Origin of the sequence: Pseudoalteromonas carrageenovora IAM 12662 (genome assembly GCF_900239935.1) — a bacterium.
Classification (GTDB): Bacteria; Pseudomonadota; Gammaproteobacteria; order Enterobacterales; family Alteromonadaceae; genus Pseudoalteromonas; species Pseudoalteromonas carrageenovora.
The window spans coordinates 470,609-494,600 of the sequence record NZ_LT965928.1; the positions used below are offsets into that span (position 1 = coordinate 470,609).

Sequence of the window (23,992 nt, forward strand, 5' to 3'; positions counted from 1 at the left end):
AGTAAATTAAGTATGCGAACAGTAATTATTGCTTTAATAATTAGATTAGAAAGTGGAACTAGATCAACTATATGAAAACAGATTTGAGAACACAAAGCTCTGAGCTAGAGCAAAACAGATATCCGCCTGTTGATGATGAAATAGATTTAGGTGAACTGCTATCTGTTATTTGGAGAGGAAAGTGGATAATAGCAGTGATCACTTTTCTGTTTGTTTTGTTCTCAGTCATTTTTGCCTTAAAGCAGCCAAATTTATACAGATCTGAAGTGTTATTAGCACCTGCGGAGGCAAAAAGTAATGGTGGTTTATCAGCTTTAGCTGGTCAGTTTGGTGGATTAGCAAGCCTAGCAGGAGTAAATATAGGCGGGCAAAGTACCAATAAAACACAATTAGCCCTTGAAGTTTTGAAATCCAGAAAATTCGTAGCGAGTTTTATTGAAAAACATAATATTTTACCAGATCTAATGGCTGTAGAGTCTTGGGATATAGATAAGGGGGTGCTCTATGATCCTGAGGTTTATGATAGTAGTTCAAAAAAATGGTTGAGGGATGTTGAAGCGCCACGTATAGCTAAACCATCGGACCAAGAAGCTTATAAAATTTTTAGTGATTTAATTTTATTAAAAACTAATAAAGAAACGGCAATGATAACTTTATCTATAGTTCACCAGTCCCCTTTGATTGCGAAGCAATGGGTCAACTGGTTAGTAAAAGATATTAATAAAGAAATGAGAGATAGAGACGTAGTGGAGGCTCAAAAAAGTGCTGACTTCCTTTCTAAGCAATTAGAAGATACTAAAATTGCTGATATACGAATCATTCTTTATAAATTAATTGAAGAGCAAGCAAAAACAATCATGTTTGCTAGTGTTCGAGATGAGTATGCCTTTAAAACGATAGATCCAGCACTTGTTCCAGAAGTAAGAGACAGTCCAAAGCGAACTCTAATTGTAATCTTAGGCTTTGCATTAGGGCTAGTTTTTAGTTGTATGATCGTTATCCTCAAGCACTATATTAGGATCAAAGATTAAAATACGTTTACTTCTACACATCAGATAATAAATGCAACTAATTAACTAACTACTTTGAGAGCTGAAGTAATACAGTTTTAATCGGATAAAATTTTTATATCAATTGAATTAAATTACTGTACTTCATTGCAAAGAGTAAAAGACTTTTGCATGTATGACGCGAATTAAGACTACTTAATTCACAAAGATTAGTATCAGCTCAGTAAAAGTGATAATTACTACATAGGATTAATGTGAAAATACTTATAACGGGGGGGGCAGGCTTTATAGGCTCAGCTGTAGTTCGCCATATCATAAAAAACACCAGTGATTCAGTGATTAACCTCGATAAATTAACTTATGCTGGGAATTTAGAGTCATTAAAGTCAGTAGATTGCAATGACAGGTATACATTCGAGCAGGTCGACATTTGTAACCGTGAAGAGCTAGATCGGGTTTTTAAATCGCATAAACCAGACGCAGTAATGCATTTGGCTGCTGAAAGCCATGTCGACCGTTCTATAACTGGGCCTGCCGAATTTATACAAACTAATATAGTAGGCACTTATAATCTATTAGAAGCGGCTCGTGAATACTGGAATACATTAAATGAGGGTGATAAAAAATCGTTTAGGTTTCACCATATCTCAACTGATGAGGTATATGGTGATCTTCCTCACCCAGATGAGCAAGAAGGTGAACTTCCATTATTTACTGAAGAAACATCTTACGCGCCAAGTAGTCCTTATTCTGCAAGTAAAGCGTCAAGTGATCATTTAGTTCGAGCATGGCTGCGCACGTATAGTTTTCCAACAATTGTTACTAATTGTTCAAATAATTATGGGCCTTACCACTTTCCTGAGAAGCTAATTCCTTTAGTGATACTTAATGCCCTAGAAGGAAAAGACTTACCTATTTATGGTAAAGGCGACCAAATACGTGACTGGCTATACGTAGAAGACCATGCGCGCGCTCTATATAAAGTAGTGACCGAAGGTATTGTTGGAGAAACCTATAATATAGGCGGTCATAATGAAAAGCAAAACTTAGAAGTAGTGCAAACTATTTGTGAAATTTTAGATACGTTAGTACCAAAAAAATCTAAGTACGCTGAGCAAATTATATACGTAACAGATCGCCCTGGGCATGACAGACGCTATGCGATTGATTCATCAAAAATGAGTAAAGAGCTTAACTGGATGCCAGTGGAAACATTCGAAACAGGTTTGCGTAAAACTATCGAGTGGTACTTATCGAATCAGCAATGGTGCAAAAATGTTCAAGACGGATCGTATCAGCGCGAACGTCTTGGCGAGTTATAAAAAGGAGCTATGTAATGAAAGGAATAATCTTAGCGGGTGGTTCAGGTACTCGTTTATACCCAATTACCATGGGCGTATCTAAACAGCTGCTTCCTATTTATGATAAACCAATGATTTATTACCCACTTTCGGTGTTAATGTTGGCTGGTATTAGAGAAATTTTAATCATTACAACACTCGAAGATTCAGATTCTTTCAAGCGCTTATTAGGTGATGGCTCACAATTTGGAATTGAGCTTAATTATACAGTTCAACCAGAACCTGAAGGTCTAGCGCAAGCCTTTATTTTAGGTGAACGTTTTATTGGTAATGATGATGTTTGCTTAGTGCTTGGTGATAATATTTTTTACGGTGAAGGTTTTACACCTAAACTTAAAAATGCCGTCGACAATGCAAAGAATGGTTTAGGCGCAACGGTGTTCGGTTATCAAGTGAAGGATCCCGAGCGCTTTGGAGTTGTAGAGTTTAATAAAAATAAAAAAGCTATCTCCATAGAAGAGAAACCGGAAGTACCCAAGTCTAATTTTGCTGTAACAGGTTTATATTTTTATGATAATTCTGTTGTTCAGTTAGCTAAAAAAGTAGAGCCTTCACACCGAGGTGAGCTAGAGATTACTTGCCTCAATGAAATGTATTTGAACCAAAATAAGCTAAATGTTGAACGCTTAGGGCGCGGCTTTGCTTGGTTAGACACTGGTACACATGAAAGCTTACTTGAAGCCGCACAATTCGTAGAAACAATTGAAAAACGCCAAGGCTATAAAATAGCCTGCTTAGAAGAAATCGCATTTAACAATAATTGGATAAATGAGTCTCAATTAGTATTTAGGGCAGATTTATTTAAAAAGAATAGTTATGGTACATACCTTAATAACTTATTAAAACTGTAATCTATTTAGAATATTTAATATGCTGAAGATTCATAAATGTGAGCCTTTAGTTTCAGGTGATATGAAGTAGGATTTTATGAAAAAGTTTTTGGTGCTAGGAATTGGTAATGCTCAGGTAGATCTATATCGAAAACTGCAAGGTAGCTTTGAAGTACATGGGCTTAGTAATACAAATATTGGTCGAGGTTACAAATATTGTGACCATTTTGAATGTATAGATATAACTGATTATAATCAAGTTCTTGAATATTCGAAACAAAACCAAATTGATTACATCTATAGTGTCGGGTCCGATGTCGCTATGCCTACAGTTGCTTATGTTTCAGAAAAGCTTAACCTTCCTCACTTTGTAAACTATGAAGTGGCAAAGGCATGTAATAATAAGGCTTTATTTAGAGATGTGCTCAGAGGTGTGTATGGAGCAGTTCCTTTTCAGGTTGAGAGTGACTTACCTGAATCTCTAGATGTTGATTTTCCAATGATAGTAAAACCTGTTGATAGCCAGGGCCAAAGAGGGGTATCCACAGCTCATAATAAACATGAACTTATTAAATCATTTTCATTTGCAAAAAAACATTCTCGTTGTGGAGATGTCATTTTGGAAAGAAAAGTAAATGGCGAAGAGATTTCGGTTAATGCATATGTAATTGATGGAGAGTTGATTTTCTTCCTACCCTCAGATCGCGAAAGTTGGAATGATTACGATGGGGGAATTATTCGAAAGCATATTTTACCTGTTACAATTAATGAACCAGCAATCAAAAATGTAGAAAGGCTTGTTCGAGAAACAATTCACGCAATTGGAATTACAAATGGACCTGTTTATTTTCAGATAAAAATGGAAAAAGATAATCCATTTTTAATTGAAGTAACCCCAAGATTTGATGGGTGCCATATGTGGAATCTGATTAAGTTTTCAACCGATATAGATTTGTTATCTATTTGTATAGACCATTTATTAAGTAAAAAGTTGAATAAGTTACCAATATATACTGTTAATCCTTCTGCTCTTGAGTTTATTTGTCAAGCTCCCGGGGAAATAGTTTCCAAATATAATGCTGACGCTTGTTCACTTTACCAAGAGCATTATTACTTAGTTGGTGAAGTAGTAAATGAGATGAATGGAATTATGGAAAAATGTGGATATAAGATTAATTTGGTAGATTAACATGAGAATAGCAATAACTGGAGCAACAGGATTAATCGGTAAAGCTTTTATTGAGAAGTATTCAAATAATTTTGAACTAGTAGCAATATCAAGAAAGCCGGAACAAGAAAATTGTATTTACTCTGATTTCTCTTTTAATTCCTTATGCCATATATTTGAAAATGTTGATGCATTAATCCATTTAGCGGGAGAAAGACTTCATAAATTAGAAAGTCTAGAAACAACCTCAGACTTAGATGAAATTGTACTTTTAGCTGCAAAAAACGCTGGGCTTCAAAACATAGTATTAGCTTCTTCCCGAGGGGTGTATGGTAAAAATAAAAGCCCATGGCATGAGTCTACCAACGTTTCTCCAACTAATTTTTACTCATTAAAAAAAGCTCAAACAGAGCTATTATGTAATTATTTAAATAACTCTCATGGATTAAAAATTAAATGTCTTAGAATTGCACAGGTACTTTCAGAGAATGAATATGAAGGTAGTATGATTAGAGTCTTTTTGGATAGCGCTGTGAAAGCTGAGAACTTGCACGTTACAGTCAGCGGTATAACTAGAGAATATATATATATTCTTGATTTAGTTGATGCCATTTATACAGCAGTTAAACATGACTCTGAGTACGGGATATATAATGTTGGCACAGGTGTTGGCGTTAATATTGAAGAGATTGCTACCATTATATCTAAAACCTTTGATAATGGTTGTAAGGTAATTGTTAATGATAATTTAACAGAGGTTTCTGAAAACTCTGTTATGGCAGTTAACTTATTTAGGCAAACTTTTGATTGGTCGCCTGCATTTACATTCGAAACAGCGATTAAAGACATAGAAGGAAAAATTTCAGGTGTTTGATTATAAAAATGATAACTCTGTAATTAGCAAAGACGCTAAGATTTATAAATATTCTAGAGTGAAAGAGTCAGCCGTTCATGATAAATCTAGTGTAGGTGATAACAGCAGAGTTGATTTTTCAACTCTTCACAAAAATGTTCGGATAGATAGAAATAACCATATTTTTCAAAGCTTAATATCTAGGTACACTTATACAGGCATGAACACAGTAATTATGCATGCGTCTATTGGTTCATTTACTTCCATATCTTGGAATGTATCTATTGGCGGTGCAAACCACGATTATAACCGTACTACCCAACACTCGTTCCTTTATAATGATATTGACAATATACGAGCTTCTAGTGAAAGTGCGCCATACGATAGGTTTGAGGCTCCTGTTTCAGTAGGTAATGATGTATGGATTGCTGCAGGTGCTGTTGTTACAAGAGGTGTAGTAATCGGGGACGGTGCTGTAGTAGGTGCGAATGCGGTTGTTACAAAAGACGTGCCGCCTTACTCTATTGTTGCTGGCTCTCCTGCTAAAATTATTAAATATCGTTTTTCTGCAGAGATAATAGAATTGCTACTAAAAATAAAGTGGTGGGAATGGCCAATTGAAAAAATAAAGGCAAATTACTCATTATTAGCTGAGCAACCTAGCGCTAAAGGATTAAAAGAAATTTTAAGGGTAAGTAATGATTGAATTTAATAAAACGCCTTACACCGGTAACGAAGAACAGTATGTTTTAGAAGCAATGAAAAATGGTAGACTCTCTGGGGATAGTCAATTTACTAAGCTGTGCCATAAATGGTTCAACGACCAATTAGGGTGTCAAAAGGCATTATTAACGCCTTCTTGCACTCATGCATTAGAAATGGCTGCAATACTTATAGATACAAAGCCGGGTGACGAAATAATAATGCCTAGCTATACTTTTGTTAGTACGGCAAATGCCTTTTTATTAAGAGGCGCAAAAATAGTCTTTGTAGATATTAGGCCCGATACTATGAATATAGATGAATCACTAATAGAGGCCGCTATTACAGATCAAACAAAAGCTATTGTACCAGTACATTATGCTGGCGTTGCTTGTGAAATGGATGAAATTCTATCTATTGCTAAAAAGTATAACCTATATGTTATAGAGGACGCAGCGCAAGGAGTTAACTCGAGTTATAAAGGAAAAGCACTTGGTACTATTGGTGACATCGGCGCTTTTAGTTTTCATGATACTAAGAATTATACCAGTGGCGGTGAAGGTGGTTTATTAATAGTAAATAACCTTGAATTCTCTGAGCGAGCTGAAATTATCAGAGAAAAGGGGACCAATAGAAGCAACTTTATGCGCGGAGTTGTAGATAAGTATACTTGGGTAGACATTGGTAGCAGCTTTCTCCCAAGCGACTTACAAGCAGCTTATTTATGGGGGCAATTAGAGAAATTTGATGACATAAATGCAGACCGTTTAAATACGTGGAATACATATTTCGAATCTTTTGCAGCTCTTCAAGAGTCAGGTAAGCTTGAGTTACCGAAAATACCTAAAGGTTGCGATCATAATGCCCATATGTTTTATGTAAAGCTCGTTGACGAGGCTACACGGGCAAAATTTATAGATCATTTAAAGTTATCAGACGTTTCTGCTGTATTTCATTATGTACCATTACATAGCTCACCTAATGGTATTCAAGCTAGTTACTTTCATGGTGAAGATAAATACACTACTCAAGAGAGTGGGAGGTTAGTACGTTTACCAATTTATTTTGGTATGAGTGAACAAGAGCAAAACAAAGTAATTAGGGCTGTGTTGGAGTTTTTTGTTTGAACCTACAAAAAGTAGTGCATTTTGCTATTGGGCCTATCGCCGCTGCTGCTCTAGGCTTAATTACATTACCTTTTGTTGCTTGGTTTTTTTCTGTTGAAGATGTCGGTAGATTAACAATGATGCAGGTTGTGTTGAGTTTATCTGTCTCTTTGTTTAGCTTAGCAATGCACCAAGCATATGTACGTGAATACCACGAAGAAGATGATAAAAATGCACTATTAAAGTTGAGCATGTTGCCTGGTCTAATTTTTTTAACGGTAACTACTTTAGTCATTGTATTACTGCCTTATTCCTTATCGGTACTGTTATTTGGAATAGAATCTGAACTTCTTACATTCTTTTTAATACTTGGTGTATATGCAAGTTTTGTTATTAATTTTCTCTCACATATATTACGCATGGAAGAGAGAGGCCTCGCGTTTTCAGCTACTAAGATAGCACCCAAAATATTTTTTATACTATTTATTGCTTTAATAATGCTTCTGGATTTAAATTCAGATTTTAACACCTTAATGCTGATGAATGCTCTTGCAGTTATATTTTCTTTGATTATTTTTTTGTGGATTACAAAAGAAACTTGTATAGCTGCTATAAGAAAAAAAATTGATATAGCCCTCATGAAGAAAATGCTTTTATTTAGCTTACCTTTAGTTGCAGGAGGACTCGCTTATTGGGGATTAACAACGATGGATCGTTTTTTTCTTCGTAGTATGTCTGGTTTTGAGGAGTTAGGTGTTTATGCACTCGCAGCTTCATTAGCAGGGGCTGTATCTGTTATATCGACTGTTTTTTCAAATTTATGGCACCCTACTTTGTATAAGTGGGTTCAGCAAGGAGTTAAGCCTGATAAAATACAAGGTGTCATCGAGAATATGATGCTAGCTGTAGCTGTAATTTGGTCTTTTGTTGGACTGTTTTCCTTCATTTTACCGCTATTATTACCTAAAGAATATGAGTCAATTGAATATTTAATAGTAGCGTGTGTGTCAATGCCATTGTTTTATATGCTTGCTCAAACAACTGGCGTTGGTATTGGTATAACTCGCAAGTCACTATATTCTATGCTTGCATCGATAGTTGCATTTATTGCAAATGCTATTCTTAATTACTTTCTAATACCTAAACATGGCGCAGCAGGTGCAGCATTAGCTACTGTTATTTCATTTTTCATTTTTTTCATTGTTAGAACAGAAGCAAGCTCTAAACTTTGGTATTCACTTCCACGAAAGAAGGTTTATCTAATATTATTTGTTTATACATTGGCTACTACGTGTGAACTATTAGTTAAAAACAAAGTTCCGTTTTTCTCTTTTATTTGGATAGGGACATTATTTTTTGTATATCTTTTATTTTACCAACGAATTTATGCGAATTTTCAACTTATTAAAAAATATATAAAAGGTAGAAGCTAAATGTTATTTATTTATGGCTCTTTGTCTGTTGGGGGAATTGAAACATTTTTTGTACGTATGGCAAAAGAAAGAGCAAGGTTAGGCCTATCAACTTCTATGTTATTACTGTCTAAGCCTGAAAGTGGGAATGACGAATTACTGGCTGAAGCTAAAAAGTATGCACGAGTAATGTTTGCTGAAGAAATTTTCTTATTTAAACCTTCAATAAGCTCTCGATTGTGCTTATTGGCACCTATTAATAAGGATAACTTAACACTGCTTTTTAAGTACGTAGATCAAATTCATACTTTTGATGGAATGCACGCGTTATTTGGATTGCGCCTTTCTAAAATAGTTAACAGGCGAATTCCGATTACTATCGGTTTTTATCACTACATTAAATATTTATGGGGGGGAGACAAGGTTGCTTTACATGAGAAAATTAACCGGCAATTTGTATTTGATTATTTACCATCAGAATCATTGCTTTTCTTTTCTAAAGGTAGTCGAGATCTTTATTCTAAACATCAAAAGAAAAATTTCGATAGATCAAATGTCTTTAGGCTAGGAGTGGTAGATCACAAAGAAGTTCCTATTTCTGGGAGTGTTAATACCCCATTTAAAGTAGTTGCAATTGGACGCTTAGTGGAGTTCAAGACTTATAATTTTTATATGATCGATGTCATGAAAAGCCTTATTGATAAAGGGTTTAATATTCAGTTCGATATTTATGGTGATGGACCGTTATTTAGTAAATTAAAACAAAGAATTGAAAATGAAGGATTAACCGAACATATAAAATTAAATGGGACACTGAATTATTCAAAATTTGATCAGGTAGTTTCTCAAAGTGACATGTTTATCGGAGATGGTACAGCTATAATTCAGGCAAGCGCATTAGGTGTTCCTTCAATAGTCGGAGTACAAAATGTAGTTGAACCTAAAACATACGGCTATTTTTGTAATGTTTTTGAATTTCAATATGGCAGGAAAGGGTTAGATATTCCTCTGATATCCGTTGAGGAACTTATATTGAAATATATCAGAATGGATGCAAGTGAGCGATTGGAAATAAAACAACAGCACTTAAATTGTATTGATCAATTTACGAATGAATCATGTCAAGCGTCTATGGATCGGTTAAAGAATATAGAGATGCCGCTCAAAAATTTTAGGTTTAATAGGTTGACTTATTTATTTTCCTCTATAACAGACAATTTAAATAAAAGATTTAATAAGAAGCACTCATTTAACATGCGACATGAGGAATTAAAAAATGAGTGAAATTAAAGTATTGTTTTGTGGTGACTTTGCTCCATGCCGTCGTTTTGAGCCTTTAGTTTTAAGTAAAAAAAAGCAGGTTCTGGGCGATGCTCTACCAATAATAGAAGATTCAGACCTATCATTTGTAAATTTAGAATGTCCATTAACAGGGTCAACCAAAGCTATTAACAAGTCAGGGCCAACTTTACGTGCTGATATTAAATGTGTAGAAGCTTTGGAACCCTTTAGCATTATTGGCTTGGCAAATAATCATATTTTAGATTATGGGGCGGCAGGCTTGGCGGATACCTTGACTAGTTGCCATGATTTAAACCTGACGACAGTTGGGGCTGGGCTTGATAAGGCGCATACAAAAGAGATTGCAATTAAAGAAGTTAAAGGAGTTAGGTTTGCCGTTATTGCTATTGCTGAACATGAGTTTAACCAATCAGAATGTAATAGCGCTGGGGCTGCCTCAATTGATTTAATTGAAAATTATCAGCAAATCCAGATCGCGAAGAGTCAAGCTGATATAGTTATTGTAACTTTGCATGGAGGCAACGAATTTTTTTGTTACCCGCGCCCCGGGTTACGGAGGGTTTGTCAGCATTTTGTTGATTTAGGTGTTGATGCTGTGATCTGTCATCATCCACATGTGCCGGGAGCATACGAATTTTATCGTGATAAACCGATAGTATATTCACTTGGAAACTTTATTTTTGATGAAAATAACCCTCCAGCTGATTGGAAGTTCGGATATATGGTTCAATTGGGTTTTGATGCTAATTCGAAGCAGCGAGTGAATTTTGAGCTTATACCTTATGAGCAATCGATTGAATTAAAGGGAATAAAAATTTTAAAGGGTAATGAAAGAGAATTACTTTTGAGCAGGCTTGAAGAATACCGAAAAAACCTCGAAAGTATTGAGCGGTGGCTAATTGAATGGGAAAGTTTTGTAGCTAAAAGGCGCCCTAGCGTTTTAGTAAAGCAGTTTTTGCCATTCAGCTTCCCAGGTGCCGGCTTCTTATTCAGAAATACTCCAATAAGTAAGTTTTTTGTTAATGAGCGAAATGGTTTAGCAAAGCTGAATTTAATACGTTGTGAGTCTCACTTAGAATTACTTACTAGCATTCTTAAATCTGAAGGGGCTTCGAGAGATGATTAATCAATATAAGATCAATAGCTCTAGTATCACTTTACAATCTGACTTGGCTGGGGAATACCCTATATACGTCTATTTATCACAAGATAATCGAGAGTTATTATATTCATATTCAATCACGGAATTACTTGATGATAGCAGGGTAGAAAAGCCACTAAAAGTATCAAATAAAGGAGTCTCTTTTTTACTGCAAAGCAGCGTTATTCCTCCACCGTTAACAGCTTACCAAAATGTGTTTATTATAGGTATAGGTGATACAGCTAGAATAGAAACCGTAGATGGTAAAGTAAAAATTAATTTTTCACATGGGTTTCCTTTTGCAGCAGAAAAAAGAGAGTCATTAGCTTCTTACAAAGAGCCAAATTATGATGAAATTTTAAAAATATTAGCTGACGAAACAATAAATAAGCTAGATAAAACTAAAAAGACTTTTTTGTTTCATAGTGCAGGAAAAGACAGTAATAGCGTTGCGTTAGCATTGGCAGAAGCAGGCTTTCAGGAAAATGTAACTCTAGTAACACATAGGTCTAAAGGTAACCTAGACGAAAGTGTTGTTAGTGAGCAGATAGCTGAAAAGTTGGGCTTTTCTCACCAAATATTACACGAAGTAGACACCTTGCAAGATGAGCATTTAGATTTTATTAATGACTACTTTGCTAAAGCGCCACTTCCGTGTGTGGATAACTTATGCTTAGCGTATCCTTTATATGCTAAGCAACTCCCAGAGCTATTCAACGCAAATATAATCTTTGGGGATGGCAACGACAGCCATATGATTAGCCCACCTTCTGCTAAAGATAGCTTAAAAACAAAAGTCAGTAATTTTACCTCACGGTTTTCTTTTTTTAGAAAGTTTATAGATTCAGAAAATAAATATAGTTCATTATTAAGAACACCAGCTGAATGGTTTGGACAATCTGGATTTTCATTAAAAGATAGTCGAAAGGTATTTCCAAATACAGTATCAACTTATTCGTACTGGAGAAAAGAGTCTAATTTGAGAAAGAGTTGGGATTTATTTTATTTTAAATCTGATATTTACTCCACGCGTGTAATTAGCGAAAAAATGATTCGTAAACTATTTAACTTCTCAGATTACCTAGGTGCTCAAATAGTACTTCCCTTTGCAACTAAAAGGGTTGCAGAATACTTTGGAAAGATGCCTGAACAGTATTTATTTGATCGTCAAACTTTTAAAAATAAGCTCATTTTAAGAGATTTACTAAAGGATAAATTAAATCTTGATTCTGATGAAATAGGAAAGATGGGCTGGTCTTATGATACTAAAGCAATCGTCAATAATAATTGGCATATTATTACAGCTGAGATAAGTCAATGTTCTTTGTGGGATCATAGTGAAGTAGACCGTATTATTCTCAGACTAAAAAATTCTATGGATAAAGATACAAAGTACTCCCAACTTTCATGCCGATTGATTTACCGACTCTACTTATTATCTATGTGGAAAAACAAATGCAGATATTTAAATGAAAGATAATAAAATAACACTTTTTGTTAGCTCTTTGGCCGGAGGCGGGGCAGAAGGAGTTTGTGTTAATGTAGCAAATGGACTAGCCAAAAACGGCTGGGATGTAGACTTAATTGTATTACATTTAAAAAATGCAGCTTATTTAGATCGTGTTAACGAAAACGTAAATTTAATATCGTTAAATGCAGGCAATGCAAGGTACGCTATTGTTCCGTTATTAAAATATATTCGCCAAAACAAAATAGAAAAAATCGTTGTATTTAAATATGAACTAGCGGTATTACTTATTCTATTAAAAAGTGTTTTAAGACTTAACATAAAAGTCATAGCACGGAATATTAATACTTTTTCTCAATCTAGTGGCCAAGGTAAAGGGATATGGCGTAGATATATTGCCAACCCATTAATCCAACATTACTTTTGTAAAGCTGATCATGTAATAAATCAATGTGAAGCAATGCAGGAAGATTTATTAACTGCGTTTCCTGAATTAAAAGGAAGAACCAGTGTAATCTTAAATCCTGTAGCAAAGCATGTTGAAGACTATGTGGAAAACCATAATAAAGAAAATAATAACAAGCAGAACTATATACTATGTGTAGGGCGTTTGGAGAAACAAAAGGCCTTTCATTTTGCATTAGAAGCGTTCGCTAAAATAAGTAATAACTCCCCAAACTTACGACTAAAAATTGTAGGGCAAGGTAGCCTTGAAAGTGAGCTTAAAAGCTTAGCGAAGCAGCTTAAAATAAGTCAAAGCGTAGACTTTGAAGGCTTCCAACCTCACATGCTCGATTATTATTTAAATGCTAAAGTTACTTTATTAACTTCTATTTACGAAGGCTTTCCTAACGTACTCGTAGAGTCCATAACCTTAGGCACTCCTGTTGTTTCGTTTGACTGTCCGAGTGGACCAAGTGAAATAATAAACCAAGGGAGCAATGGCTACCTTGTAGAATATCAAAATATTGACGACCTTATATTTTATTTAGACAAAAGCTTAAATACTCAGTTTGACTCTAAAGTTGTAATGGAAACAGCTAAAAAAAATAAAGTGTCAGAAGTTATTAAAAAATATTCAGAACTTTTAAAGAATATTTAACTGGGTTAATAGAATGACTTCAATTGAAAAGCAGCTAATAAAATACAGAAACACCAAGCTTATTTATAGTTTAGCGGTACTGGCCTTAGCATTTTTATATGCTTTGGTTCTATCGAATTACATCCCGATGGATGTAACTATAAAAGATCGTGTAAACTACATCGAATATGCAAGCAGTCCAGAAATAATATTTGTTAGGTATTGGTCTAGCGGTATAATTTCTAGCTTTTTTAACGAACCAGTTTGGTTGGGGTTAAATTTTATATTTAGCCGCTTCTTAACCCCTGAACAAGTTGTAGCAACAATAATATTTTTTTCAGCTTTTAGCTCTGCGTTCGTAGTACTTAAAATAAACCCAAGGTACGTTTTTTTTCTTGTTTTTATTTTGCTTTTCCCACAAGTGATAACTAAATATGTTGTCCACATCAGGCAGGGATTTGCTATTAGCTTATTTTTGTTGGGGTGGTTTTGCCAATCTCGTTCTTGGCGGTGGTTCTTCTTTGCTTTAACTCCTTTAATACATGCTAGCTTCTTTTTTATATTATTTTTATATGCATTTACTCACATTCTTAGAGATGTAAAGCTATCTAGTGACATAAGAACAATAGCGGTTATTTTATTTGGTTTGACGATAGGGGTAGGCCTTGGATTTTTAGCCGGTGCAGTAGGTGCAAGACAAGCAAACGTGTATGAGTTTAGTGCCAGCTCGGTCAGTGGTTTAGGTTTTGTTTTATGGTTATGTGTTTTTACTTTGTATTACTTGCAAGGACGAACATTCGCCAAAAAGAATGCTTTTGCAATGAGCATAATAGCCTTTTATCTATCCACTTACTTTTTGATTGAAGTTACAGGGCGAATTTTCGAAAGCTCTGTCGTAATAGTGTTACTAGCAAGTCTAGGCTTAACTTCGTGGAGAAGGCTTTGCTTTTTTGGATTAATAATATCGTTTACGTTAATTACGTGGATTCTTAGATTTAAAGAACCTTGGTTAGGTTGGGGTACAGGGTTGTAATGAAAAAAATTATTCATATTTCTACAGGTTTAGAAAATGGCGGCGCAGAAGGCGTTTTATATAGACTCTGTAAAGGTGATAAGCATAATACACATATTGTGGTTTCATTAATTGGTAGGGGTAAATATGCTGACCTCTTGGAGGCTGAGGGAGTTAACGTTTATTGCCTCAATATGCCTTCAGGAAGGGTTTCTATTAATGGCTTATTAACCTTGTATAAATTAATTAAGCAGCAAAATGCCGACGTAATACAAACATGGATGTATCATGCCGATTTGATTGGTGGAGTAGTGGCTAAGCTAGCCCGAGCAAAATCAATTTACTGGAATGTACGACACTCTACAATAGAAGTTGAACATTCTAAAAAAGCACTCGTGCTTGTTGCTAAAGCTTGTTCAATACTTTCAAAATGGATTCCAAAAAAAATTATTTATTGTGCTGAGCAAGCTAAAGTCACCCATGAGCTGTTAGGGTACGATACTTCAAAATCAATAGTCATTGGAAATGGCTACGATTTAGAGTTATTTACCGTTAATAATGCAGGAGCACATACCTTCCGTAACAGTATCGGTCTTGAGCAATCTGAATTGCTTATAGGTATGATCGGTCGATATAATCCGCAAAAAGATCATCATAATTTACTACAATCACTTAGCTTAGTAAAACAAGCTGGTTATTCGTTTAAATGCGTTTTAATTGGGCGAGAAATTGAACAAGGTAACCAGGTGTTAACTGGGCAAGTTGATAATTTAAATTTGACAGAAGAAATTATTTTATTAGGTCAAAGAACCGATATACCTCACATAATGAACGCACTCGATATAAATATTTTATCTTCATCTTTTGGGGAGGGGTTTCCAAATGTCTTAGCTGAGGCTATGGCCTGCGGGACACCATGTGTAACTACAAATGTGGGAGATGCAGGGTTAATTGTAAAATCGACAGGTTGGGTTGTTAGCCCCAAAAATCATAATGAACTAGCTGACGCTATTATTGGTGCTATTAAAGAAAAAGAGTTACATAAAGAAAATTGGTTAAATCGCTCAAAGGCATGTAGAAAAAGAGTTGAAGATAATTTTAGTATTAATTCAATGATTAATAACTATCACGCAGCTTGGTCAATATAGTTTAACTATTAATTATCTGCGTCTGTATTTATTAAAATCAAACAAATAGGAAGTATTAAAATTTTTTCAAATTATCAACTTAGGAATAGAGCTAATGCCTAAACTTTTATTTTTAGTTAATGTGGACTGGTTCTTTATTTCACATCGTTTACCAATAGCGCAAGAAGCTCTTAAGCAAGAGTATGATGTTACTATAGCCTGCCATTTTACAGAGCATAAGCAAGAGCTTATAAATATGGGTTTTAATGTTGCAGAACTACCATTTAGTAGAAGTGGTGGCAGCATAGGTAATGAGCTAAAAACACTTAAAGCTATTCGTAACTTAATTAAGCAAGAGCAGCCATCAGTTATTCATGCTGTAACAATAAAGCCTGTTTTATATGCAGGGTTAGTATTAAAAACAATTAAACAAAAAATACCGTTTGTAGCTGCTATATCAGGGTTAGGTTATGTTTTTACAGCAAATACTTTCAGAGCAAAGCTAACTAAGTTCGTAGCATCAATGGTATACAAAGTTGCGCTAGCTCATAAAAACAAAACGGTTATCTTTCAAAATAGATCAGATGAAAAAATACTAACAGATGTAGCTAAACTTAAAGCTAACGATAAAATACTTATTAAAGGTTCTGGTGTCGACTTATCTGTTTATAATCATATTCCTGAAATAAACAGTCCACATATTAAAGTTGCAATGGCATGTCGTTTACTACGTGAAAAAGGTGTTTATCAATATATTGAAGCTGCCAAAATAGTTAAAGCACAGCTACCAAATACACAGTTTTTGCTTATAGGAACACCCGACTTAGAAAACCCAAATACAATAAAACAAGCTGAAATTGACAAGTGGGTTAATGAAGGGGTAATCGATTACTTAGGGCACCGTAATGACATTCCTGCAATTTTCTCAGATGTAAACATTGTAAGCCTACCTTCTTTTTATGGTGAAGGCGTTCCAAAAGTACTTATTGAAGCAGCAGCATGCGGTAGAGCCATTGTGACAACTACAAATCCAGGTTGTAGTGATGCCATAATTAATAACGTAACAGGGCTAGCTGTTCCACCTATGGATGCGAAACCTTTAGCTGATGCTTTTATTAAATTAATAAATAACACAAATGAACGAATGGAAATGGGTATTAAAGCCCGAGCATTTGCCGAAAAAGAGTTTGATGTTAAAGCTGTCGTAGATACTCACATCAAAATATATAAAGCATCGATGGATAAAAAGTTATGATTGCTATAACAGGCTATAGTGGCTTTGTTGGAAAAGAGTTACTAAAAAAAATAGATGTTGAAGAGTGTTTGTTACTTGGTAGGCAACCGATTACTGGTAATTATAAACATCAACATTTTGATCTTAGTGATGCAAAACAAAGCTTAAATTTAAGCGAAGTTAAAGTACTTATACACTGCGCCGCACGAGTCCATATAATGGATGATAATTCTGCAAATCCAATAGATGAATTTAGAGCTGTAAATACAAAAGGGACTTTAAATTTAGCTACGCAAGCTGCCCAAGCTGGTGTTAAGCGATTTATATTTATAAGTACAATTAAGGTAAATGGCGAGAGTACAACCGGTCGTACTCCTTTTAATGAGCAAGAAAATGCCCCAGAAGATCCATACGGAGTTTCTAAAGCAGAAGCAGAGCAAAAACTGCTAGCTTTAGGGCAAAAAACAGGTATGGAAATAGTAATAATCAGGCCCCCGTTAGTATACGGCGAAGGCGTAAAGGCTAACTTTGCATCTTTAATGAGGTTAGTAAATAAGGGTTTTCCTCTGCCTTTTAGAGCAATAAATAAAAATAAGAGAAGCTTAGTATCTGTATATAACTTAGTTGATTTAATTAAGGTATGTGTTGAGCACCCAAATGCGGCTAATCAAGTGTTTTTAGCAAGTGATGATCATGACCTTTCTACTGCTGAAATGGTACAATTAATGGCTCAGGTACAGGGTAAGTCAAACTTGGCGCTCCCGGTACCGCCAGTTTTATTTTCAATAGCTGGCTCAATGCTAGGCAAAAAACAGGTAGTTGATCGTTTAACAGGATCACTACAAGTAGATATCACTCACACAAAAAATACACTTAATTGGACACCACCATATTCAGTTGAAGATGGCTTTAAGTTCTCAGCAAAAAATTAAATAGGTTAATTAATGATTCGTATACTCGACATTTTGTTTTCATTGGTAGGTTTAATATTTGCCATGCCATTTTTAATCATTTTATTCATCATAGGCTTATTTGATACAGGCTCACCACTTTTTATGCAAGAGCGCGTTGGCCGCAATAAAAAGCCATTTACCTTGGTAAAGTTCAGAACAATGACCGTAGATACAGCGTCGGTCGCTAGCCACCTGGCAAGCACTGCATCTATCACTCGCTTTGGTGGTTTTTTACGTAAAACTAAATTAGATGAACTACCGCAGCTTTGGAATGTACTTAAAGGCGAAATGAGTTTAGTTGGGCCTCGCCCAGGCTTATTTAATCAAGAAGAACTTACTCAGGCTCGTGAGGCTAAAAATATATACAATGTGCGCCCTGGTATTACTGGTTTAGCCCAAGTCAATGAGATTGATATGTCTACACCAACGTTACTTGCTGAAACGGATGAAAAAATGATAGCCACTCTTAACCTAAAGCACTACTTCACTTACATACTGCAAACAGTGACAGGAAGTGGCAGTGGGGATAGAGTTAAATAGCTTTACTTTCATACACAAATTTACAAAAAATAACCAAATACATAAAGACTATATAATATTTTGAATATAGTCTTTAACTATTAAGTGCAATAGTTGTTCATCTTGTAGTAAAATTGTAATCAATAGAATAGTAGTCTCACTGCTAGCTTCAGGGAAATGTATTGTGTTTTTAAAATATTTAGTTAATTTACCTCGCCCCCAAAAAAGAGTTGTATCACTTGTTGTAGATAGTATTTTTATTGTTGTAGCTTTTTGGCTCTCTTTTTTACTCAGGTTAGACAGCACCGCAGTTTTAAAAAATACACATACTTGGATATTATTAGCTACTGTTCTTCCGCTTAGCTTATTTAGCTTTGTAAAGCTTGGGCTTTACCGAGCTGTACTTCGTTACATGAACACACAAGCAATGTGGGCTATTATTGCTGGCGTTGTGCTCTCTACTGTATATTTAACCGTTTTGTCATTCTTTTTAAGTGCCCCTGTACCACGTACAGTGCCATTTATTTATGCCAGCTTTTGTATTTTATTTGTTGGCGGAGCAAGGCTTACCGTTCGCGCAGTTGTTGGGCAGATAACTATGCGCCGTAAAGAGGGCGTAATAATATATGGCGCAGGTTCTGCTGGGCGCCAGTTAGCAACTGCGCTTGCTAATGGCCCTGAGTATTCACCAGTCGCTTTTATAGACGACGACCCTAAAAAGCACTTATCGTTAATTCAAGGTGTTTGTGTGCATGCGCCTTCTCAAATTGCAGAAATAGCAAAGCAAAAATGTGCGAAAAAAATCTTACTCGCATTACCTAGTGTCTCAAGAAGCCGCCGAAAAGAAGTACTCAATGCAATAGAAAAGTTTAAATTACAAGTAATGACTATTCCGGGCATGGCCGATATTGTATCGGGTACTACCAACCTCGACGAAGTCAAAGATGTAGAAATTGATGACCTACTAGGGCGAGATTCAGTTCAGCCTCGTCAAGATCTTATGTCAGCAAATATAGCTAATAAAGTGGTAATGGTAACAGGTGCCGGTGGTTCTATAGGCTCAGAGTTATGTAGGCAAATAATTAAAAATAACCCAATTAAAATAGTACTTTTTGAGCTGTCTGAGTTTGCCTTGTATGCAATAGAAAAAGAGCTATCGGAATACTGCACTTCTAATAATTTAAATGTAGAAGTACTGCCTATTTTAGGCTCGATACAAAATAAAAAACTAGTTGAATCTACTTTCTCTACTTTTAGCGTTCAAACCGTTTATCATGCCGCGGCCTACAAGCATGTTCCACTGGTAGAACATAATGTAGTAGAAGGCGTACGTAATAATGTTTATGGTACTTATAACGTTGCCACCGCAGCAATAAACGCTAAGGTAGAAACTTTTGTACTAATTTCAACAGATAAAGCAGTTCGCCCTACAAATATAATGGGCACAACCAAACGCATGGCTGAACTAGTGCTACAAGGTTTGTCTGAAGTTCAAGATACAACGCGTTTTACAATGGTTCGCTTTGGTAATGTACTGGGATCGTCGGGTTCTGTTGTTCCATTATTTAGAAAGCAAATAAAAGCGGGTGGCCCAATTACTTTAACCCACCAAGACATTACTCGTTACTTTATGACAATACCGGAGGCAGCGCAGCTTGTTATTCAAGCTGGTGCAATGGGAGTTGGCAGCGATGTATTTGTACTTGATATGGGTGAACCCGTTAAAATTAAAGATTTAGCGACCAAAATGGTACATTTATCAGGCCTTGAGGTTAAACACGAAAAAAGACCAAATGGCGATATAGAAATAAAATGTACCGGTTTGCGCCCAGGTGAAAAGCTTTTTGAAGAGTTACTTATTGGCGACAATGTTATTGGAACCGACCACCCAAGAATTTTAAGTGCGCAAGAAATCAAAATGCCTTGGAATGAGCTTGAACCATTTTTAGGTAAACTTAAAGCCGCATGTGATGAGTCAAACCATCAAGAAATACGCAACTTGCTTTTAACTGCGCCAACAGCATTTTCACCAACCGATGGTATTTGCGACCTAAACTGGCAAGAAAAGCAAGAAAAGCAAGAAAAGCAAGGTAAGCAGACGAATGTAACTGTATTGCCTAAAGTAAATCGCTTTTGAGTAAAATTAAAGTTTAAAAGATTAGGAATTTCATGAAATATTTAGTAACAGGTGCTGCTGGGTTCATTGGTGCTGCAACATGTCAAAAGTTATTAGCAGCAGGGCATACTGTAGTCGGAATTGACAACTTAAATGACTATTACGACGTAAATTTAAAATTAGCGCGCTTAGACTTATTTAAAGATCACACCAGCTTTAAGTTTATAAAACTTGATATTAGCGAACGTGCGCTTATGAGTGAATTGTTTAAAACTGAGCAATTCGATAAGGTAATTCACTTAGCGGCACAGGCTGGCGTTCGTTACTCAATTGAGAATCCAGACGCGTACGCCGACTCAAACTTAGTTGGACACTTAAACGTGCTAGAAGGGTGCAGAAATAATAAAGTTAAGCACCTTGTTTACGCATCATCTAGTTCTGTATACGGGCTAAACGAAAAAACACCATTTGAAACAACAGACAGTGTTGATCATCCTGTGTCGTTTTATGCCGCCACCAAAAAAGCCAACGAATTAATGGCCCATAGCTATTCACATTTATATAGCTTACCGACTACAGGGTTACGCTTTTTTACAGTTTATGGCCCGTGGGGTCGCCCAGATATGGCTCCATACATATTTACTAAAAAAATCTTAAACAACGAAACTATCGACATTAATAATAATGGCGATATGTGGCGTGACTTTACCTACATAGACGATATTGTAGAGGGAGTAGTACACGCGGCTGATGTTATACCTAAAGCAAACCCAGATTGGAGAGTAGAAACAGGCTCACCAGCTTCAAGCTCTGCTCCGTATGCCGTTTATAATATAGGCCATGGCAGCCCTATTAATCTAATGAAATTCATTGAAGCTATTGAAAGCGAATTAGGTATTGAAGCTAAAAAGAACTTCCGTGAAATGCAAGCTGGCGACGTTTATAAAACCTTTGCAGATACCCAAGACTTGTTTGCGGCTACTGGCTACAAAGCAAAGGTAGGTGTTAAAGAAGGCGTAAGCGAATTAGCCAAATGGTATAAAACCTTCTACTCGTAAAATATCACCGCAAAAGCAAGCCTAAACCCTGCGCTAAATATAAGGTTTAACCTTGGCGTAGGCGTCTTGCTTGCTGGCTCACTAAAAGCGTAGCTTTTACGTATTTACCAAATTGCGCGAGCAAGCTTCACGCCTACAATAAAATCCTAAACCTACCTTTATTTCTAATGTTTACCACCCGTAGGCGTCTTGCTTGCTGGCGCATTAAAAGCAACGCTTTTACAAATACACACAATTCCAATACGGATATTTGCTTATGTTGTTTACTAATCCCGCGCGTAAAGGGTTTGCTACTATATACCTAGCTTGAGCTATCAAATCTTCATCATCTCTTATTTTGTGGTCATAATAATTTGATTGCCATATCTTTCCGTAAGTTCCGTTATATTTATTAAATCTATAAGTTGTAATGTTCTTAAACTTTCTAACTAGGTTTGATAGTTCTGGGCTTCGATTTAATTGCAAAAGCCAATGTATATGATCAGGCATAATTACGTAGCAAATAGTATTAAGTGAATTACTTTTAGAGAACAAAGCAAGCTCTCTGGCTATTAAACGTGCATTTAGATAATTGGCGAATAATGGCTTACGAAAATCACAACATAAAGTTACGGTGTAAAAGGTATTAATGGTTGGGCATCGCCCTTTTAAACGCTTATGTGTGTTAGCCATGTAATTTTATTCCTTTTTGTATCCTTTCGCGTGAGTAAACTTCACGCCTACAGCAAAACCTTAAACCCACCTTTAATGTTAAGGTTTAACTCCACGTAGGCGTCTTGCTTGCTGGCGCATTAAAAGCGTAGCTTTTACGTATTTACCCAATTGCGTGAGTAAACTTCACGCCTACAATAAAATCCTAGACCGCCTCTAATCTCAGGCCTTTCGTCCACGTAGGCGTCTTGCTTGCTGGCGCAATAAAAGCGTAGCTTTTACATATTTGCGAAATTGCGCGAGTAAACTTCACGCCTACAACAAAACCCTAAAACCACCTCTAATATTAAGGTTTAACTCACACGAAGGCGTCTTGCTTGCTGGCGCAATAAAAGCGTAGCTTTTACATATTTACCCCTTACCTATCTCTATTTTAACTTCACTACCTAATACCTCTTTATACTTTGTGGCCAATGCATTTTTTGCCTCGTCATCACCATGCACAATTTTTATATGGCTTGGCTTTTTGCGCATACCGGTTACAAATTTAATTAACCCTTTTTGATCGGCATGAGCACTGTAACCGCTAATAGTATGTATTTTGGCATGTATGTTTATGCGGGTATCATTTATAAAAACATAACCATTACGCGGGCCATATTTTTGTATATCGCGCCCTAAAGTGCCCCTACCTTGGTAGCCAACAAACAATACATCGGTAGTTGCATCACTTAAAAATCGCTCTAGGTAATTTACTATTCTGCCGCCGCTGCACATTCCGCTGGCTGCTAAAATAATGGCCGGCGTTTGTCGAGAGTCTAAATAATTAATAATAGCCATATGTTCTGCGTGTGAATCAACCGTTGTCAGGTTTTTAAAGTCCAGCGGATGTCGGCCTTTGGCTACTTTGCGCTTTGCCTCGCTATCCCACATATGTTTAAAATTTTTATATTGCTCGGTAAAAGTGGCAGCCATGGGGGAGTCGAGTATTATGTGCAAATCACGCCATTTTGAGTTTTTGGCCGATTTATAAATTAATTGCTCAAGTTCATACAGTAACTCTTGTGTACGGCCAATACTAAAAGCAGGCACTAATACTACGCCATTATCTGCAATAGCTCCTTCAATAACCTTTTTTAAAGTGTGTGTGCGTTCTTTACGCCCTTGATGGTTTTTATCACCATAGGTTGATTCAATAACTAAAGTATCGGCTTTATAGGGTGCTTTAGGCGAGGGAAGTAAAGGCGTATAAGGTGCACCTAAATCACCAGAAAAAACAACTCGATGTTTATTTTTACTCTTATTAGTAATATCTATTTCTACATAGGCAGAGCCCAAAATATGCCCTGCTCTTTGAAATTTAGCTTTAGCTGTATTGCTCCCCTTAACAGGCAAGTTAAACCAGGTTTTAAAATCAACAGGTGTAATGCGTTTGTTTAGCAAACTTAAGCACGCGTTTATAATTTTTGGGTTGCGTGTAACACCAACTTTTAAAGCATCCTCTATTACAAGGGGCAATAAACTAGCAGAAGCAAGTGTTGTAAAAATAGGGCCTTTAAAACCTGCCGCCAATAAATAGGGAATTCGGCCTACATGGTCAATATGGCAGTGAGTAACAATAAGTGCAGTAACGCGCGTAATATTAAACTCTATCGACAAATCATCTTTAGAGTCCTCACCCTGAAAAAGCCCGCAATCTATAAGCACGCTTGCTTTATTATTAATTATTAGCTCGTGACAAGAGCCAGTAACACCATTTACAGCTCCGTGATGAAGTATTTGCATTGCACGTCCTTATTGCTACTAATTTGTGACAGTAACAAATTAAGTTAGGAGTAAAGCGGTAAATATTCAAGGATATAACCTATACACTAATGTAAATTAGCAT

Annotated in this window: 21 protein-coding genes; 19 read left to right on the forward strand and 2 right to left on the reverse strand. The window is 35.9% G+C overall.

All coding sequences use genetic code 11. The annotated features are described in order from the left end of the window. Nucleotides 1–71 precede the first annotated feature (71 nt). The 19 genes from ALFOR1_RS02175 to ALFOR1_RS02265 all read left to right on the forward strand — a co-directional run bounded on the left by ALFOR1_RS02175 (nt 72) and on the right by ALFOR1_RS02265 (nt 21,453). Nucleotides 72–1,031 carry a Wzz/FepE/Etk N-terminal domain-containing protein gene (locus ALFOR1_RS02175; protein WP_104641905.1) on the forward strand — a complete coding sequence of 320 codons (960 nt, stop codon included), beginning with the start codon at nt 72–74 and terminating at the stop codon, nt 1,029–1,031. A 233-nt stretch (nt 1,032–1,264) separates the two neighbouring features. Next, nucleotides 1,265–2,332, forward strand: coding sequence for a dTDP-glucose 4,6-dehydratase (rfbB, locus tag ALFOR1_RS02180; protein ID WP_104641906.1), 1,068 nt, complete (start codon nt 1,265–1,267; stop codon nt 2,330–2,332). Nucleotides 2,333–2,346: 14 nt separating this feature from the next. Next, the gene (rfbA, locus tag ALFOR1_RS02185; RefSeq protein WP_104641907.1) at nt 2,347–3,222 is read left to right on the forward strand and encodes a glucose-1-phosphate thymidylyltransferase RfbA; all 876 of its coding nucleotides are present in this window, start codon (nt 2,347–2,349) and stop codon (nt 3,220–3,222) included. Nucleotides 3,223–3,298: 76 nt separating this feature from the next. After that, nucleotides 3,299–4,390, forward strand: coding sequence for an ATP-grasp domain-containing protein (locus ALFOR1_RS02190; protein ID WP_104641908.1), 1,092 nt, complete (start codon nt 3,299–3,301; stop codon nt 4,388–4,390). Between the two features lies 1 nt (nt 4,391). Then, complete coding sequence (locus tag ALFOR1_RS02195) at nt 4,392–5,243, forward strand: NAD-dependent epimerase/dehydratase family protein (RefSeq protein WP_104641909.1); 852 nt, start codon at nt 4,392–4,394, stop codon at nt 5,241–5,243. Then, the gene (locus tag ALFOR1_RS20605; RefSeq protein WP_104641910.1) at nt 5,236–5,928 is read left to right on the forward strand and encodes a xenobiotic acyltransferase family protein; all 693 of its coding nucleotides are present in this window, start codon (nt 5,236–5,238) and stop codon (nt 5,926–5,928) included. Before ALFOR1_RS02195 ends, ALFOR1_RS20605 begins: the two co-directional genes overlap by 8 nt. Further along, nucleotides 5,921–7,051 carry a dTDP-4-amino-4,6-dideoxygalactose transaminase gene (gene rffA / locus ALFOR1_RS02205; protein ID WP_104641911.1) on the forward strand — a complete coding sequence of 377 codons (1,131 nt, stop codon included), beginning with the start codon at nt 5,921–5,923 and terminating at the stop codon, nt 7,049–7,051. Before ALFOR1_RS20605 ends, rffA begins: the two co-directional genes overlap by 8 nt. After that, complete coding sequence (locus tag ALFOR1_RS02210; protein WP_104641912.1) at nt 7,048–8,463, forward strand: lipopolysaccharide biosynthesis protein; 1,416 nt, start codon at nt 7,048–7,050, stop codon at nt 8,461–8,463. The genes rffA and ALFOR1_RS02210 overlap by 4 nt, the downstream gene beginning before the upstream one ends. Then, nucleotides 8,464–9,726, forward strand: coding sequence for a glycosyltransferase family 4 protein (locus tag ALFOR1_RS02215; RefSeq protein ID WP_104641913.1), 1,263 nt, complete (start codon nt 8,464–8,466; stop codon nt 9,724–9,726). After that, nucleotides 9,719–10,870 (forward strand): CapA family protein, encoded by a 1,152-nt coding sequence (locus ALFOR1_RS02220; protein WP_104641914.1) that lies wholly within the window; start codon nt 9,719–9,721, stop codon nt 10,868–10,870. Before ALFOR1_RS02215 ends, ALFOR1_RS02220 begins: the two co-directional genes overlap by 8 nt. Then, a complete protein-coding gene (locus ALFOR1_RS02225; RefSeq protein WP_104641915.1) occupies nt 10,863–12,365 on the forward strand; it encodes a hypothetical protein in 1,503 nt (500 codons plus the stop codon). Before ALFOR1_RS02220 ends, ALFOR1_RS02225 begins: the two co-directional genes overlap by 8 nt. Then, nucleotides 12,355–13,455, forward strand: a complete 1,101-nt coding sequence (locus ALFOR1_RS02230) for a glycosyltransferase (protein ID WP_104641916.1) — start codon at nt 12,355–12,357, stop codon at nt 13,453–13,455. The genes ALFOR1_RS02225 and ALFOR1_RS02230 overlap by 11 nt, the downstream gene beginning before the upstream one ends. 13 nt (nt 13,456–13,468) lie before the next feature. Further along, on the forward strand, nt 13,469–14,467 hold the full coding sequence (locus tag ALFOR1_RS02235) for an EpsG family protein (protein WP_104641917.1): 999 nt from the start codon (nt 13,469–13,471) through the stop codon (nt 14,465–14,467). Next, nucleotides 14,467–15,594 (forward strand): glycosyltransferase family 4 protein, encoded by a 1,128-nt coding sequence (locus ALFOR1_RS02240; protein ID WP_104641918.1) that lies wholly within the window; start codon nt 14,467–14,469, stop codon nt 15,592–15,594. Before ALFOR1_RS02235 ends, ALFOR1_RS02240 begins: the two co-directional genes overlap by 1 nt. Before the next feature lie 94 nt (nt 15,595–15,688). Continuing rightward, nucleotides 15,689–16,828 (forward strand): glycosyltransferase family 4 protein, encoded by a 1,140-nt coding sequence (locus ALFOR1_RS02245; protein WP_104641919.1) that lies wholly within the window; start codon nt 15,689–15,691, stop codon nt 16,826–16,828. Further along, nucleotides 16,825–17,739 carry a UDP-glucose 4-epimerase family protein gene (locus tag ALFOR1_RS02250; RefSeq protein ID WP_104641920.1) on the forward strand — a complete coding sequence of 305 codons (915 nt, stop codon included), beginning with the start codon at nt 16,825–16,827 and terminating at the stop codon, nt 17,737–17,739. The genes ALFOR1_RS02245 and ALFOR1_RS02250 overlap by 4 nt, the downstream gene beginning before the upstream one ends. Before the next feature lie 12 nt (nt 17,740–17,751). Next, nucleotides 17,752–18,300 carry a sugar transferase gene (locus ALFOR1_RS02255; RefSeq protein WP_104641921.1) on the forward strand — a complete coding sequence of 183 codons (549 nt, stop codon included), beginning with the start codon at nt 17,752–17,754 and terminating at the stop codon, nt 18,298–18,300. Nucleotides 18,301–18,463: 163 nt separating this feature from the next. Further along, nucleotides 18,464–20,416 carry a polysaccharide biosynthesis protein gene (locus tag ALFOR1_RS02260; RefSeq protein WP_104641922.1) on the forward strand — a complete coding sequence of 651 codons (1,953 nt, stop codon included), beginning with the start codon at nt 18,464–18,466 and terminating at the stop codon, nt 20,414–20,416. Nucleotides 20,417–20,448: 32 nt separating this feature from the next. Next, nucleotides 20,449–21,453, forward strand: coding sequence for an NAD-dependent epimerase (locus ALFOR1_RS02265; protein WP_104641923.1), 1,005 nt, complete (start codon nt 20,449–20,451; stop codon nt 21,451–21,453). 219 nt (nt 21,454–21,672) lie between these two features. Here ALFOR1_RS02265 and ALFOR1_RS02270 read toward each other — a convergent pair whose 3' ends face one another. Next, nucleotides 21,673–22,125 carry an REP-associated tyrosine transposase gene (locus ALFOR1_RS02270; RefSeq protein ID WP_104641924.1) on the reverse strand — a complete coding sequence of 151 codons (453 nt, stop codon included), beginning with the start codon at nt 22,123–22,125 and terminating at the stop codon, nt 21,673–21,675. A 390-nt stretch (nt 22,126–22,515) separates the two neighbouring features. Next, nucleotides 22,516–23,889, reverse strand: coding sequence for an MBL fold metallo-hydrolase RNA specificity domain-containing protein (locus tag ALFOR1_RS02275; RefSeq protein WP_104641925.1), 1,374 nt, complete (start codon nt 23,887–23,889; stop codon nt 22,516–22,518). Between the last annotated feature and the right edge of the window lie 103 nt (nt 23,890–23,992).